The 13,023-nt window shown below is 31.9% G+C and carries 24 protein-coding genes; 23 read left to right on the top strand and 1 reads right to left on the bottom strand.

Translation table 11 applies throughout. The features are described from left to right. The first annotated feature begins 651 nt into the window (after positions 1-651). The 23 genes from ACKI3Q_RS03415 (at position 652) to ACKI3Q_RS03305 (ending at position 11,280) form a co-directional block, all read left to right on the top strand. Entirely contained in the window at positions 652-1,290 is a 639-nt protein-coding gene (locus ACKI3Q_RS03415; RefSeq protein WP_407414269.1) for an ATP-binding protein, read from the top strand. A 44-nt stretch (positions 1,291-1,334) separates the two neighbouring features. After that, positions 1,335-3,143 carry a hypothetical protein gene (locus tag ACKI3Q_RS03410; protein WP_407414268.1) on the top strand — a complete coding sequence of 603 codons (1,809 nt, stop codon included), beginning with the start codon at positions 1,335-1,337 and terminating at the stop codon, positions 3,141-3,143. Positions 3,144-3,181: 38 nt separating this feature from the next. After that, on the top strand, positions 3,182-3,553 hold the full coding sequence (locus tag ACKI3Q_RS03405; protein WP_407414266.1) for an HNH endonuclease: 372 nt from the start codon (positions 3,182-3,184) through the stop codon (positions 3,551-3,553). Between the two features lies 1 nt (position 3,554). After that, a complete protein-coding gene (locus tag ACKI3Q_RS03400; RefSeq protein ID WP_407414264.1) occupies positions 3,555-3,755 on the top strand; it encodes a hypothetical protein in 201 nt (66 codons plus the stop codon). 1 nt (position 3,756) lies between these two features. Beyond that, positions 3,757-3,951, top strand: a complete 195-nt coding sequence (locus tag ACKI3Q_RS03395; RefSeq protein ID WP_407414262.1) for a hypothetical protein — start codon at positions 3,757-3,759, stop codon at positions 3,949-3,951. Positions 3,952-3,955: 4 nt separating this feature from the next. Beyond that, entirely contained in the window at positions 3,956-4,381 is a 426-nt protein-coding gene (locus ACKI3Q_RS03390) for a hypothetical protein (protein WP_407414260.1), read from the top strand. 16 nt (positions 4,382-4,397) lie between these two features. Next, entirely contained in the window at positions 4,398-4,808 is a 411-nt protein-coding gene (locus tag ACKI3Q_RS03385) for a hypothetical protein (RefSeq protein WP_407414258.1), read from the top strand. Next, the gene (locus ACKI3Q_RS03380; RefSeq protein WP_407414256.1) at positions 4,798-5,172 is read left to right on the top strand and encodes a hypothetical protein; all 375 of its coding nucleotides are present in this window, start codon (positions 4,798-4,800) and stop codon (positions 5,170-5,172) included. The genes ACKI3Q_RS03385 and ACKI3Q_RS03380 overlap by 11 nt, the downstream gene beginning before the upstream one ends. A gap of 1 nt (position 5,173) precedes the next feature. Continuing rightward, on the top strand, positions 5,174-5,743 hold the full coding sequence (locus ACKI3Q_RS03375) for a hypothetical protein (RefSeq protein WP_407414254.1): 570 nt from the start codon (positions 5,174-5,176) through the stop codon (positions 5,741-5,743). A 177-nt stretch (positions 5,744-5,920) separates the two neighbouring features. Next, positions 5,921-6,220 (top strand): hypothetical protein, encoded by a 300-nt coding sequence (locus ACKI3Q_RS03370; RefSeq protein ID WP_407414253.1) that lies wholly within the window; start codon positions 5,921-5,923, stop codon positions 6,218-6,220. A gap of 163 nt (positions 6,221-6,383) precedes the next feature. Beyond that, positions 6,384-6,881, top strand: a complete 498-nt coding sequence (locus tag ACKI3Q_RS03365) for a hypothetical protein (protein ID WP_407414251.1) — start codon at positions 6,384-6,386, stop codon at positions 6,879-6,881. Between the two features lie 10 nt (positions 6,882-6,891). After that, complete coding sequence (locus ACKI3Q_RS03360) at positions 6,892-7,233, top strand: helix-turn-helix domain-containing protein (protein ID WP_407414249.1); 342 nt, start codon at positions 6,892-6,894, stop codon at positions 7,231-7,233. 12 nt (positions 7,234-7,245) lie between these two features. Next, positions 7,246-7,827 carry a hypothetical protein gene (locus ACKI3Q_RS03355; protein WP_407414247.1) on the top strand — a complete coding sequence of 194 codons (582 nt, stop codon included), beginning with the start codon at positions 7,246-7,248 and terminating at the stop codon, positions 7,825-7,827. Then, a complete protein-coding gene (locus tag ACKI3Q_RS03350; RefSeq protein ID WP_407414245.1) occupies positions 7,824-8,153 on the top strand; it encodes a hypothetical protein in 330 nt (109 codons plus the stop codon). Before ACKI3Q_RS03355 ends, ACKI3Q_RS03350 begins: the two co-directional genes overlap by 4 nt. Continuing rightward, positions 8,137-8,637 carry a hypothetical protein gene (locus tag ACKI3Q_RS03345; RefSeq protein ID WP_407414243.1) on the top strand — a complete coding sequence of 167 codons (501 nt, stop codon included), beginning with the start codon at positions 8,137-8,139 and terminating at the stop codon, positions 8,635-8,637. The genes ACKI3Q_RS03350 and ACKI3Q_RS03345 overlap by 17 nt, the downstream gene beginning before the upstream one ends. Before the next feature lie 35 nt (positions 8,638-8,672). Continuing rightward, positions 8,673-8,996, top strand: coding sequence for a DUF4313 domain-containing protein (locus ACKI3Q_RS03340; protein ID WP_407414241.1), 324 nt, complete (start codon positions 8,673-8,675; stop codon positions 8,994-8,996). 3 nt (positions 8,997-8,999) lie between these two features. Continuing rightward, a complete protein-coding gene (locus tag ACKI3Q_RS03335) occupies positions 9,000-9,224 on the top strand; it encodes a hypothetical protein (RefSeq protein ID WP_407414239.1) in 225 nt (74 codons plus the stop codon). 15 nt (positions 9,225-9,239) lie between these two features. Next, positions 9,240-9,470, top strand: coding sequence for a hypothetical protein (locus ACKI3Q_RS03330; RefSeq protein WP_407414237.1), 231 nt, complete (start codon positions 9,240-9,242; stop codon positions 9,468-9,470). Position 9,471: 1 nt separating this feature from the next. Continuing rightward, on the top strand, positions 9,472-10,053 hold the full coding sequence (locus ACKI3Q_RS03325) for a hypothetical protein (protein WP_407414235.1): 582 nt from the start codon (positions 9,472-9,474) through the stop codon (positions 10,051-10,053). Positions 10,054-10,064: 11 nt separating this feature from the next. Further along, positions 10,065-10,352 (top strand): hypothetical protein, encoded by a 288-nt coding sequence (locus ACKI3Q_RS03320; RefSeq protein WP_407414233.1) that lies wholly within the window; start codon positions 10,065-10,067, stop codon positions 10,350-10,352. A gap of 40 nt (positions 10,353-10,392) precedes the next feature. Further along, entirely contained in the window at positions 10,393-10,701 is a 309-nt protein-coding gene (locus tag ACKI3Q_RS03315; RefSeq protein ID WP_407414232.1) for a hypothetical protein, read from the top strand. Beyond that, positions 10,694-10,927 carry a hypothetical protein gene (locus ACKI3Q_RS03310; protein WP_407414230.1) on the top strand — a complete coding sequence of 78 codons (234 nt, stop codon included), beginning with the start codon at positions 10,694-10,696 and terminating at the stop codon, positions 10,925-10,927. Before ACKI3Q_RS03315 ends, ACKI3Q_RS03310 begins: the two co-directional genes overlap by 8 nt. Before the next feature lie 80 nt (positions 10,928-11,007). Further along, a complete protein-coding gene (locus tag ACKI3Q_RS03305) occupies positions 11,008-11,280 on the top strand; it encodes a hypothetical protein (RefSeq protein WP_407414228.1) in 273 nt (90 codons plus the stop codon). A 148-nt stretch (positions 11,281-11,428) separates the two neighbouring features. Here ACKI3Q_RS03305 and ACKI3Q_RS03300 read toward each other — a convergent pair whose 3' ends face one another. Continuing rightward, positions 11,429-12,010 carry a hypothetical protein gene (locus ACKI3Q_RS03300; RefSeq protein WP_407414226.1) on the bottom strand — a complete coding sequence of 194 codons (582 nt, stop codon included), beginning with the start codon at positions 12,008-12,010 and terminating at the stop codon, positions 11,429-11,431. Positions 12,011-13,023: the final 1,013 nt, after the last annotated feature.

The raw sequence follows: 13,023 nt of genomic DNA, 5'->3' as shown, positions 1-13,023 counted from the left end.
TATAATATGTAATGTAAATAATTAAGAAATAACTTAAAAATTTACAAAAATAAAAATATTAAAAATTCGGTTTTTTAAAAATTAAAAATATTGTATAATATAAGTGAAAATAATTAAGTGAGCTTGACTCACTTTTTTATTATAAAAGACACAAGTACAAGTCTATAAAACTGGAAAGGAGTCCTTATGGATTTAACAAATTTAAAAACCAATCGTGGTGCGGTAGTATCAATACACCGTGGTAAAATCACCACAACAAACATTTGGTGGGAGTATGGCTGGTTTGTAATCACTGACCAACAAGCTCTACAAAAACTTGACGAGATTATAGCTGATGAAAAAGCTAACCGTCCAGTTGATGCGAAACAAACTGCAATGTGGTTAAGAACAAACTACTCTGACCCAAATTCAATTGGTTATCCATACAGAAGACAGGGGGGCCCCCGCCCCGTACAAGCTCAACAGCAAAGTACGCCTGCCTCTACGAATGACCAACAAGAGCAAGCTCAACCTCAAACTGAGCCAAAGCAACCTACTCCAGAAAAGGTAGAAGCCGCTAACCAAGCAAAGATTAAACAAACAAAACAATCTGTGGCTCAGCGACTTATTGACTTCTTCTCAGAGTTCAAGTTCAATCCTTCACCTAGATTTGTGAACACCCTATGCTACAATTGCAAAACACAAGCTGGTGCGAGACAGTATGCAGTGTCATACTTCAAACTAATCGGCCACATGTATGCAGCACAAGTAGCTGAGAAGACAAAGTCTGATGAGTGGAAGAATATCATCAACGATATTCAAACAATCGTGCCATACCTAAGCAGCAAAGTCAATCATAGATTGATAATCTACTATGGTCCAGCTGGAAGTGGTAAAACCACAACCGCAATGGTACAAAATCCAACTGCAAAAGTAATTGGTTGCTCAGGTACCATGGATGCGACTGATATTATGAAGACCTTTACCTTCAATGATGCAAATGGTAATCCACAGTTCAAGCCAAGTGAATTCCAAGAAGCTATGGTCAAGGGTGAAAAAATAATCCTTGATGAAGGTGGTCTATTACCGATGGATACATGGAGATTCATGCAGAACTTCCTTGATAACAAGGATGAAATCTACTATGAAGGCAACTTAATCAAAATCCATCCAGATTTTGCAGTCATCGTCACAATGAATGATATTGTCAATGCACAAGACATCATACTTCCTGAGCCTATCGTCGATAGAGCAGCAGAATTGAAGTATTATGAGACTAGTGCTGACATCTTAACTAAGTACGCATTCTAAGGTGCGTACTTAGTACCTAAACTAAAGAAAGCAGGTAAACAAATATGTTAAGTTTTATAGAAGTAAATGAAATATTAAAAACATTACCAACAGGTTATTATTTAAAAGATAGAATTGAGCATAGACTAGATGCACAATCCCATGCAACATACTATGACCCAATGAAATTTGAAATTGTAATATCTTATCCGATGATTGCTAACATTAAGAATATCAATGCTGAAGAAGATATTAGATGCCTTCTATATCATGAAACCTCTCATGCAATGCTAACACCAAAGAATTTATATTCGGCAGCACATGATTTATCTGATGCAGTCTACTATTCACAAACAAAACTTGCATTAGAGAAAAATAAGCAGTTAGTTGATGATATTAAAAAGGGAAAATTTGATACACAAGGTAAAACTATCAAAGATGTATATGACCTTCTACGTGATAAATTTAGAAGTATCTATAGTTCCCCTCAAATCCGTGACTTAATCAATATCTTTGAAGACCAAAGAATTGAAACATTAAATAAAAATGTATTCTTAAAGGTTGACTTCCAATCCTTCACAAAGAAATTAAATAATTATAAACCAAGTGATAAACCAAAGGATTTCCAAAGCTTCTTCTATCATGTAGTAAGATTCAATGATATGGAACCAGAAATTGTAAAGATAGTTTATAATGCAATCTACAAGTTAAGTGATATAAACTCATCATGTAATAAATGGTATGAATTAAAACCTTATGCAGGGTTATTATTTGATGTCATCTATGCATGTGCAATGAAGTGGGGTCAAATCCAATCTCAACAAGCACAATCACAACAGCAACAACAACCTAATCAAGCAGGCCAAGGTCAACAAGGTCAACAATTTTCATCTGGTGAAAATACATCTGAACAAGATAACCCAAATGAAGAAGCTGCGAGTTCTAATGAATCTGGTTCTGCCGATGGAGAAAATCCAAGTGATAATCCAAGTGGTAATGAATCTACCGGTGGAGAGAATGACCCTAATGGTACCCCATCCCACGGAGCAGGCTCTGGATTGTTTAATCCTGTTGATGAGCAAACTCGTGCTCAGATAGAGGAAGAAGCAATGAAGAACAATGGATTCGTCGATAAAGACGATAAAACTGCACAAGAATCACTTGCAGAAATATTAAGAAGAAGTATCGGCAAGGTAATTCATAAGTATGACTGCCTACCTGAATTCAATCAAAGAGCAGAAGCTATCATTCTAAGAATGTTGAAGAAGAAATCTATTGAATCCAAGGCTTTAGCAGGATATTCTGGAAGATTAAATCCAAAGAATATTCATAGACCGGGTCGGGTAGAAGATTACCGCTGGTTTGATAAGCCAAATCCAAATGGATTAAATAACTCCTTCGGAAAATTCAGAATCAACTTCTTCTGTGACAACTCTGGAAGCTTTGGTAGCAATAAGCAAAAAGCAAACTCAATAATTAGATGCCTATGGCAACTAAGTAAGAAATATAAGTCATTCGAATTCACATTGGTCACTCATGATGATGAGCACATTGTTAGAGATGATTCAAACATGGGAATTGAATGTAATGGTGGTACAGAAGTTAGAGAAGAAATCTATGGAATCTATAATTCACTACAAAAAGTTGGTCAGACTGTATGGAACATTGTCTTATTCGATGGTGGAGTAAATTCTAGAGAGTCTGGAAAGAACTATAGAGTATGGAATCACCAAAATGTAATCATGATATGTGATACATGTGACCAAAAAATCATTGAGAGGAAATGTCCAAAAGCCAAAAAGATATTTACCAATAATTATCTTGCAGAGCTAGAGGCAAATCTAATCTCTTGTATGGACCAACTATTTAGGTAGTTGGTCTGTACCAAAAATATAGTAAAGGAAAGATACCTATGAGATATATTGATAACAAAAATAGAAAACTTACGATGACTCCTTTAAGTGAGTCATCTGTGAAGATTAACCTAAGTGTTGATGAGATAAATGAATTGCTATTAGAATTCGGATTCCACAAAAAGTCATCATCAAACCAAAAATATGGTCGTGCTTGGAAGCGTATCCGTGATAAGTATGCCAAAGAACATCCAACATGTGAGATGTGTGGAGCTGCTACAGAGGAGATTCATCACATCATTGCTGTTGATTTGATTGGTGCAAACCATTCAAGAGATAACCTGTTGGCTGTATGCCATAACTGTCATGCAGCAATACATGCGAATAAAATCGGCATAGCCGAAATAATAAAAAGAAAGTCAGGTGACTAGTATGCCAAAGAAAGTTAAAGATTTAACATTAAGAGAAATAGAAGATATTTGCTATAAACATCATAACGGTGATGATTGCTCTAGTGATTGTCCATTTTATGATAATGCAAGTGCTTGTTGGATTGCTTGTGCACTAACGGATGATGAAGAAATTAACCAACAAGCAGAGGAACTAAATCGAGAAATAGAGGCTGGTGATTAGTATGCCAAAATTTGAAATAAGTTGTTTATGTGGGCCTAAAGTATGTGCTGACTGTAAAAGAAAGTTTTATGGATGTGGGTATGTCAAAGGATATATTCGCCCACCCAAAGATATATTTGAAGAAGTATTTTGTATTACTGAAATAGTAATTTGTTATTCCTGTTACCAAAAATATAAAGAAGAGGCAGGAGAATAAAACTATGTTAACTTATTGGCAAGTCAGAGTAAACTATTGTTTTGATAGAGCTAGTACAGATAGCTTATATAATTTCAAAACTAAAAAAGAAGCGGTAGATTTTTATAATAATTATAAGACTAATTATTATGAGACATTAGATAAGCCTGAAAAACAATACATCTTATTTAAAAATGAAATTGGCAAAGCTAAAATAAATATGTATGTATTAGTTAATGGTAATTATGAATATCGTAATACTATTGATACAAATTTTCCAACTTCAATTCTTGGAAATAAAAATAAGATAGCTGATTATTGTAAAAATGCTCTTAAACGTTATAATGAATGGTCTAATAATAGAAAATCTATAACTTGGCCTGATATTAAATATGTATTAGAATTAAATGGGGAAGAAGTATTTGATTTTAAAATCAATAAACTAATATAAAGGATAGTGAAAAATAATGAAGGTAGTTAAAATTAAAGATAATTATTATGGGGTTATCGAAGATAATGATGACCTAGATGCTATATCTAATTACTCCATGGAGGTTTATGCCATTGATGATACTCAATATACCACACCTATTAGTGTCATTATAAACTATATCGATGATGTAAATAGAATTGTAGGTAATGATGGTACAGTATTACTTCCAGAAATAGATGAATTTGCAATTCCATTTACAATTTGTCCTACCATAATATCTGAAGCTAGATTTAGATTCTTATGTGGTACAAATAATATAAATTATAAATTGTTACCGGGTTTAACTATGGATATTCATAGGGTAAAAGATTATAATGAATTTGATAAAATACAAAAAGAAGTAGATGAATTCCTTGATAATGAGGTGATGACATATGGCAAATGAGTGGAGTCACATTCATCATGCAGTTCGTAGATGTAATCAAGGTGTAGCCACCGAAATTACCTATGGCTCTGATGTAAAAAGAAGATATGTCTATGGCAGTAAGCCAGACCAATATGTAGAATATTATATCTATCAAAATACTAAGTATGTTCAGACGATTTATCATGCTCGTCGTAGAATTAAAGAATTACTAAAGCTCGGAAACAAACCAAAATACTATTCAAATTTTGTGATGCTGGCAGATGAATCCTTTAATGGAATCACACCGGCGATTGTTGATGAGCTTAAGCATGAAGTCTATGATGAAATCCGTAAGGATAAATTAAGAGAATTAAAATTAAAATTAGATGAAGGGGATGATTGACATGTTAGAACCATGTGAATTATATTTAGTTACTGAAGATGGTCAAGAATGTATGTTGCCGTTATTATATAATAATGACGATACTGTTACTAAAGATTTAAAAGATATGTTAAAGATAGTGTTAATCGGTTCAATCTTTAGAAACTGGATTGAAGTAAATCAAGCTGCAGGTAAAGGTCAAATTCCTCTTAGCGCAGTCTATATAAATAAGTTTGATGAAAACAGCAACGCCATCCCTGTTATTGATTTTCAATCTACAGGTGCAGATGGTAAATTCGACTGTTACCTAACCGCTTACCATCAATATAAAAGTATCTTTGACTTCTATGTAGATAATAATACTAATCCCAAAGATAAATATAAAATAAGCTGTTATAATTATTACACAGATACTGAAGCTAAACATTATGTATTTCAAGTTGTCAAAATGGGTGGTGACTTAAGATTCTACAATGCTAATGATGAATTAGTTTATATAATTCAATTCTGTTCTAGCTGGCTTGTTACACTAAATAACTTTTTGAAAGGAGTGAAACCATATGGAGAAAATCAAGTGTTGTATTTGTGGTAAAGAAGTAGAGCAGTTCGGTAATAATCCATATCCATTATGTGATAAAGATGATTATAAGTCCAGATGCTGCAATCAGTGCGACCAAGATAAGGTCATACCGGCAAGAATCATGATGCACTATCGTGGTCTATCAGATAAAGTAGTACAAGAAATGTTTTTAGGGAAGGTGGTATCAAAATGAAATTAAAACATTGGCAAGGTTACGGTTCTGTTAATGCAAAGCTAGTTAAGATTCAGTCAAATTCATATGATAATATTGAAACACTAACAATTCATGTTTGGGGTGACCATGAATGGGGATTGGATAGACATCAATATTACAGTGACTGTTATGATTGGTTAGTTAAAAAAGTTTGTAAGAAATATAAAGACATCCCATTCCGTTGGGGTTTAATAGATGACATCAGTTTTAAATATATTCAAGACATAGATGGTCATGAGGCAGCAGAATATGTTATTAAAATAAGAAGGGGTTAGCAATAACCCTTTTTTATTACATATATCTTTATAAAAAATAATAAGAGTTTAGTTGTGCTATCGCGACAACCTTAAAAATTTTATAAAATTATGTGTACAAGATTTAAAAAGTATGATATAATTAAAATGTAAATAATTTAAAATGTAAAAAGGAGAAATTTATATGAATAAAAAAATATTTATAGTAGTAATTAACCGTTCAGATGATGACGGAGAATTAACACAGGAAGTTGAAGTATTTACTAATCATCAACAAGCTCTAGATTACCTACATGGTGTACATGAATCAGAATTAAAATGGTTTACCGGCGCAGTATATGACCCAGAATCTATCGACGATGACTATTCAGATGGTAGTGGATACTTTGAATTAACTGACATGGATTGCTCAGGATTAAAATCTGTTGGTCAAGTCTTTGAAAAAGATGTTGAACTTAGTGCATCTGATATGTTTCCAGAAACAAATAGTGTAGGAACACAATTAAAGATGATGACATTAGAAGATTTCATGTCAGAAAATAAATTATCGGCAAGAGAATTAGCAAGACAGTTAGAATGTTCATTCTCAAGAATTTGTAATTATCTTACTGGTAAAACACCAATTACTAAATCTTTTACAAAGTTAGTAAGAGAAAAATATAATATAGAAGTTATTATGTGAGGTAAATAATATGAAGTTAAAAGATTTTAGAAAGTCTCGTGGAATGACACAAGAGCAGTTCGCAGTAGAGCTTGAGTGCTCTCCATCGGCAATATCAAAGTGGGAGCGCTCAGTAGATACTGTGCCATTATATGTCATTCAAAAAATAAAAAATAAATTTGGAGTAGAGATAGATGCAGCTTATTCACAGTTTGATTTATTAAAACAGAGAATCAAAGATTTAGAGGATGAGAATACTCATTTGGTTGCAGCAGGAATTCTACTACAAAAAGAAATCGACAGGTTGAATGATACACTTGCAGCAGTAGCTACCAACCTAGAACAAAATATTGAATTGATTAAATCTAGCTAAGGAGGTAATCTTATGAACACAAATGTTGAAATATATATCTGTACTAAGAATAGTACATTTATATCACAACCATTTAATATTTGGGTATATCGTAAAGAATATTTTACGAATGCATTAGAAGAAGTATTAAATGATGTGGTTGTTGATTTCATATATCGTTTAATAAAGGCAAAAAAATTTCGTAAGAATGAAATCATTGATATCTATTTTAATACTGTAAATATAGACACAGGAGAAGTAGAACCTTTATTATCTTATACAGAATATCATAGTAGATTCCCAGATATAAATATAAATCCATGCGCTTATGGTGCTCAATACAAATCATTATTTGATTTGTTATTAGACCATCCAGATAAAGATAACATTGTACATAGAAAATGTATGCACAAAAATGAAGATGTTTTTTGTGAACCTAATTTTCGTAAACCAGATACTGTATTTGAATGTCGCGTATTTCCAGATAGAGATATGTATTTAAGATATTTTGGCAATAATACTAATATGATAGTCATTGGAACAGGACTACTAGATAGTTCTTGCGTAGATTATATTAACCAAATAAATGAATTTATTAAAGGATTACCATCATGAAAAAGTATGAGACAGTAATTCAAGATAATATCGAAGCCGGATTAAAGAAACTACAGAAGAATGCATTCCCAATTATCTTTGAAAGACGTATCGCATCATCGGCAAATTATAAAAAAGGTTCCGCAGATTTCTGGATGTCACTTAATGGATATCACATCGAAGTAGAAATTAAGACTGAAACTGGTAAGAGGTCTACACTTCAAGAAACATGGGAAAGATGGTGCTGTAAAAACCATTCAGGATATATGTTGGTCAGAAGCTTTGATGATTTATTAACTCAAATATTAAATTTTTTGGAGGTGAAACAAAATGACAAAGGTAGTTAGATTCTATATTAAATTTGAGGATGGTGTTGAATTCTCATCTAAAAATTTTAATGTAGATTATAATGATGCAGAACAACTATTAGTTGTTTTACAGGATATATATTCTATTGTAAGTCCGTACAAAGCAGTAGATGATATTTATATCAATGAACCAATTTATGATATAAACGGTGCCCTTCAAGAAGAAATACCACTTGCAAGTTATTTTGAGTTGGTTAAATCAGGTCATGTCATTGCATATAAAATCCAAAATATGAAACTTGAAACAGAAAATTTCCTCGATATTGTTAATGCATGTCTGGATGAACCTGCTCTTGTAAAACAATATGGAATTCTTAGAACGGATACTATTGGTAATATTGAATGCGGAACTTGTGCAGACATAGATATATTCGCTGCTAATTGGTTAATTATTAACTATTGTAATTTAATAGTTGATTATTCTATTCAAGATATTATAGATTTGGATAATAGTTTGGATTAATAGTTTGGATAAATAAAAAAAGGAGAATAAATAATATGAAAGTAAATTTATATGGAACGATTTTTGATGTAGCCGCTAAGCGTTCTACATACATGGCAAATAATTCTTTAGCAGTAATGCTAGAAGATTCTACTGATGGAAGTCCATTCGGTGTATTAACTGTGTGCTTACCACATGAATTTACACCAGATGGATGCGCGTATGTCGATACAAATAACTGTCCATGGGCAGAAGAATTTATTAAAGAGAATCAGTTGGGTGATAAACTTGAATTTACCGCTCAGTCTGGTTTCTGTACTTATCCATTATATAGATTTAATTTAAATAAAATACAAGCAGTTAATATGGAGGAGGAATAAGATATGTTAAAAAAAGATATTAAAGTTATTAATGAAGTAATTGAAATGGAAAGAAGCTCCGGTCATATTTTCTATGACTTAGATGATTATGAAGGTGATTTAGTCACAATGGCCGAAGACTTAGGATTAGAAACAATTGAGAATGAAGACGGTTATACTGTGATTAAAAATGAAAAAGATAGAAAACGTGTTGAAGAAGTTTATAATTATTATTTAGAAAATAGATAAGAGGAGGAATAAGATATGTTTGTAGGAGAAAGAATTAAGCACAAAATTTTTGGTGAAGGAGAAGTTGTTAATGTTATTTGTAAGCAGTCAGGCATAGCATCTGTTGAAAACTATGTCATTGTGATGTTTGATACACCAACATTAACAGAATTTGATAAGATTCGCTATCCTGAATCACATGGAATTAGTGAGCGTACATTTACACCAGCATCATTAAAAGCATTCTTAGTCAAGGAGGATAAATAATATGGGACAAAGATTAAATGTGGAAATTATTTCTAGAGGAAGAACAATCGCAAATGTGTATATGCATTGGTCGGCATATACAAGTTCATCTCTTGATATAACGAAAGATTTTATTACTGTATTTAGTGATATTAAATCTGAAGATTTAGAAAATCTTTCTGAAATATATAGAAGGATTAAAATCGCTGCACTAGGTTCATCAGTTACTCTTGATGAAGTCAATCGTTTAAAGGATACACATCCTGAAATTACTGCTATGGATAAAATTGATAGAAATGATGGTTTAATTTCTTTCACTGAAAAAGGAATTGAATATACTCGTAATTGGGAAGAAGGCAGAGTTTCTATTGATATTGAAAACAAAACGGTTGACTTCAGGGTTTACTATGATGACACTGATGAAGATGATGAATATACAGTTAAAAAATTTAAAACTGCACCTACAATAGAATCTAAATTATTCAGTGTTAACCCAATATCATATTGTGATTTTTGTGAAGAATATAATAAGATTGGTAAAATGATTGATGATGCAATCTACAAAATCATAGTAGATGGCAGAAAAATATTATTTATAGAATAGGAGGTAAAATAATGTCAAGATTATTTCCACTATCAAGAAACAAATTTACACCTTCAAATGAATGTCTTGCCGGAACTGCTCCATGTTCTAAGAAGACCGCTGAAGGATATAAGAGGAAACTCGCCAAAGATACTACTACCAAATATGAATTAGTTAAGTGGTTGGAATCTCTTGGTTTATTTAATTTTAAGTGGCATCCTAACTTTGTTGAGGTGGAGCTTACTGTTAATGTTACTGAAAGAGGTTATCTGACTTGGTTAGATGAACAAAATAAAAAGAAGGAGAATAATAATGAGTAAAGATATTAAGCTATCAAAAAAGCATGGAGTGAATCCATCGATGACCACCTGCTTCTACTGTGGGGAAGTTACAGGCATCGCTCTTATGGGCGAATTAAAAAATGATGAAGAGGCACCAAGAGTGTGTTGTATTTCTATTGAGCCTTGCGATGAGTGTAAAGAAAAATACAAAGATTATTGTTTGGTAGTTGAAAAAGATAGAGGTGAGTCTGCGATTCCTACTGGTAGATGGTTCGCCATCAACAAAAATCAAGTCGTAGAAGAAATGCGAGACTATCCTGTAATGTTTATGGACATTCCGACATTCAATATGATTTGTAAACAGGTGGAAGAGCATCAACATGAATAAGAAGTACATCGTTGAGCAGGGAGCTTTTACCATGTTTGGTGAAGGCAAGTACACATCTGCAGAGGAATTCGATGATTTAGAATCTGCCGAAGAATATTATGATTCTGTGAAAGAAGATAAATCAAAATGGGTATTATTACCGCTACAAAAATTAACTACAACTCTCATTGAAGTTAATCCAGATGATAAAGAAATTATAAAAATTATAAATACCTGCATCGTATAAATCGGCAAATCGGCAAAATTATATATTACTTCCTTTACGGAGTAAAGTAATATATAATTTCAAAAGGAGTGTGATTGAACATGAAAATCAAAAGAAAGACTTGGAACAAGGATTCCTTAATTCAGTTCTTACATGTCGAAGATTACTACGAAAAAAATCCAACATGTGAAGTATTGTGTCACAACGAAGGATGTCTATTTGAAGTAGAGCTAAAGGAATGTAATTTATCGTACTTAAACATCGGCGAAAAAGGTGATGTTGAATGGGAAGCGTACTGGACATGTGAGTGTCCAAGGTGTGCCAGTGAAATAATAATTACTAAATTAAACTTTGAGGAAGGATATAAACACTGAACCAGATATATGAAATTTGGTCCAGATTTGATTTTCTCTAATTTGGTACCAATTTATCTTGGTAAAAAATAAAAGATGAGTATGGATTGAATTTTCCATGCTCACCTTTTATCAGGAGTGTATGTTATATGACCATAGGCAGCGTACGCTATTCAACAATTTCTAAATCATCTTCGCAAGTTCCGTAGACGTTTAGACATTTGGTTTTACCTTGAAGAGTTTTAATAACTACTTCATCATGAGAATCATAGTGTGTATTTAGTAATACTTTATCGAAGTTAACTGAGTCAGACAAAAATTTTAATCTAGCTTTTGATACATCCACAGAATCTTTCTTGGATTTATTTTTTGCTTCTTTGTTTTTGATGTCACCCTTCTCAACTTCTTTTTCTTCCTTCTTGTCTAGTGGCTTAACCTCTCTGGAATAAATGCCGACCCAGTTAAGTAGCTTAGACCCTTGACGAAGTTCAATGTCAAGTCGACCAGTATCCCAAACCTGTTGAAGTTCTTCATCAGTATATTTTAATTGGGTATTGACATAAGACTTAAATTCTTTATAAGCTTCAGAAAGATTCTTGATTTTCTTTACTGAGTACCATGTGAATGTATTGTCGATGAAGGTACCAAGATAAATTTCATAGACATCTGACTGTGACTTGATTTGATTGTGATTAACTTTCTTTAATCCATTGGACTTATCTAAAATTTTTTTGTCGTTCATGCGGGTCACCTCTTGAGTTTCATTTATTTTATTATATATCAATAAAGTAAAAAAGTAAACCATTCTGGAAAAATAAAATCAAGTATCCCCCTGCGCCCCCTGCACACATGTGCAAGCGGAACAGGCAAACAAAAAATTTTTTGGCGGGAAAAAATTTGGTGAGTAAAAAATTTATTAACACTGGTGACCAACAAATAATCAGTCGGGGCCGCTGGGACCCCTCTCAATTTTTTTTTGGGATTTTTGTTGGGATAGGAAAAAATATATCTAAAATGTAAATAATTTAAACCTACAACTTTTTGCAAGTTTACTGCAAGTTTTTTAAAATTTATTTTATTTTGCTACATTAAAAATAAAAAACATATAAAAATAACCAATGGGTATTTTTTACCCTTTTCATTTAAAATTATTTTAATTTAAAATATAAAAAATAAATAAGATAATTTAGTATTTATAACCCCTTATATAATGAAATTATTATAAGGGGTAAAAAAGAAGTTTGAAACGTAAACATTTCGAAGAAATTTATGTTGTTTTTATTTGTTTTTATTTCACCTATCATTTTTACACTTTTTTTACAATATTTGTAAGGAACTGTAAGACAGCGGCGCTATGGAAATGAAAACGTAAATAGGTTAAAAAATCCGATTATTATCTCTAAAATGTAAAGTGTGCTTTACGTTTTTAAATTATAAAATGAATTTTAAAAGAAAGATAAATAAAATTATAAAATTTGTCCTCTCTCAATTTTTAGTGTGTTTTCTTGCAATTCAACGCAATTCATTTCCCTGCAATTCAACGCAATTTACACCGCTTCGCCGGCCCAAAAATACCAATTCTTGTTATTACATTAGGCAGATTTTTGTTGTTAAATTAACTAAATTCTTGTTATTAAATCAACTAAAATTCTTGTTATGTTATTAAAAATTTATGTGTACATGAACCAAAATTTGGTGTAAAATAAATATAGAAATGAATCAAGATTTAATAAAAAATTTAATAAAAAATTTAATAAAAAATTT

It is taken from the genome of Methanobrevibacter sp. (assembly GCF_045636185.1).
Taxonomy (GTDB): domain Archaea; phylum Methanobacteriota; class Methanobacteria; order Methanobacteriales; family Methanobacteriaceae; genus Methanocatella.
The sequence above is the reverse complement of the archived record's forward strand: the minus strand, read 5'-3'. Positions and strand labels throughout refer to the sequence as shown.

Coding starts and splice junctions, on each gene's coding strand:
- ACKI3Q_RS03410 (WP_407414268.1), top strand. CDS start 1,335: ATGTTAAGTTTTATAGAAGTAAATGAAATATTAAAAACATTACCAACA.
- ACKI3Q_RS03405 (WP_407414266.1), top strand. CDS start 3,182: ATGAGATATATTGATAACAAAAATAGAAAACTTACGATGACTCCTTTA.
- ACKI3Q_RS03400 (WP_407414264.1), top strand. CDS start 3,555: ATGCCAAAGAAAGTTAAAGATTTAACATTAAGAGAAATAGAAGATATT.
- ACKI3Q_RS03395 (WP_407414262.1), top strand. CDS start 3,757: ATGCCAAAATTTGAAATAAGTTGTTTATGTGGGCCTAAAGTATGTGCT.
- ACKI3Q_RS03390 (WP_407414260.1), top strand. CDS start 3,956: ATGTTAACTTATTGGCAAGTCAGAGTAAACTATTGTTTTGATAGAGCT.
- ACKI3Q_RS03385 (WP_407414258.1), top strand. CDS start 4,398: ATGAAGGTAGTTAAAATTAAAGATAATTATTATGGGGTTATCGAAGAT.
- ACKI3Q_RS03380 (WP_407414256.1), top strand. CDS start 4,798: ATGGCAAATGAGTGGAGTCACATTCATCATGCAGTTCGTAGATGTAAT.
- ACKI3Q_RS03375 (WP_407414254.1), top strand. CDS start 5,174: ATGTTAGAACCATGTGAATTATATTTAGTTACTGAAGATGGTCAAGAA.
- ACKI3Q_RS03370 (WP_407414253.1), top strand. CDS start 5,921: ATGAAATTAAAACATTGGCAAGGTTACGGTTCTGTTAATGCAAAGCTA.
- ACKI3Q_RS03365 (WP_407414251.1), top strand. CDS start 6,384: ATGAATAAAAAAATATTTATAGTAGTAATTAACCGTTCAGATGATGAC.
- ACKI3Q_RS03360 (WP_407414249.1), top strand. CDS start 6,892: ATGAAGTTAAAAGATTTTAGAAAGTCTCGTGGAATGACACAAGAGCAG.
- ACKI3Q_RS03355 (WP_407414247.1), top strand. CDS start 7,246: ATGAACACAAATGTTGAAATATATATCTGTACTAAGAATAGTACATTT.
- ACKI3Q_RS03350 (WP_407414245.1), top strand. CDS start 7,824: ATGAAAAAGTATGAGACAGTAATTCAAGATAATATCGAAGCCGGATTA.
- ACKI3Q_RS03345 (WP_407414243.1), top strand. CDS start 8,137: ATGACAAAGGTAGTTAGATTCTATATTAAATTTGAGGATGGTGTTGAA.
- ACKI3Q_RS03340 (WP_407414241.1), top strand. CDS start 8,673: ATGAAAGTAAATTTATATGGAACGATTTTTGATGTAGCCGCTAAGCGT.
- ACKI3Q_RS03335 (WP_407414239.1), top strand. CDS start 9,000: ATGTTAAAAAAAGATATTAAAGTTATTAATGAAGTAATTGAAATGGAA.
- ACKI3Q_RS03330 (WP_407414237.1), top strand. CDS start 9,240: ATGTTTGTAGGAGAAAGAATTAAGCACAAAATTTTTGGTGAAGGAGAA.
- ACKI3Q_RS03325 (WP_407414235.1), top strand. CDS start 9,472: ATGGGACAAAGATTAAATGTGGAAATTATTTCTAGAGGAAGAACAATC.
- ACKI3Q_RS03320 (WP_407414233.1), top strand. CDS start 10,065: ATGTCAAGATTATTTCCACTATCAAGAAACAAATTTACACCTTCAAAT.
- ACKI3Q_RS03315 (WP_407414232.1), top strand. CDS start 10,393: ATGACCACCTGCTTCTACTGTGGGGAAGTTACAGGCATCGCTCTTATG.
- ACKI3Q_RS03310 (WP_407414230.1), top strand. CDS start 10,694: ATGAATAAGAAGTACATCGTTGAGCAGGGAGCTTTTACCATGTTTGGT.
- ACKI3Q_RS03305 (WP_407414228.1), top strand. CDS start 11,008: ATGAAAATCAAAAGAAAGACTTGGAACAAGGATTCCTTAATTCAGTTC.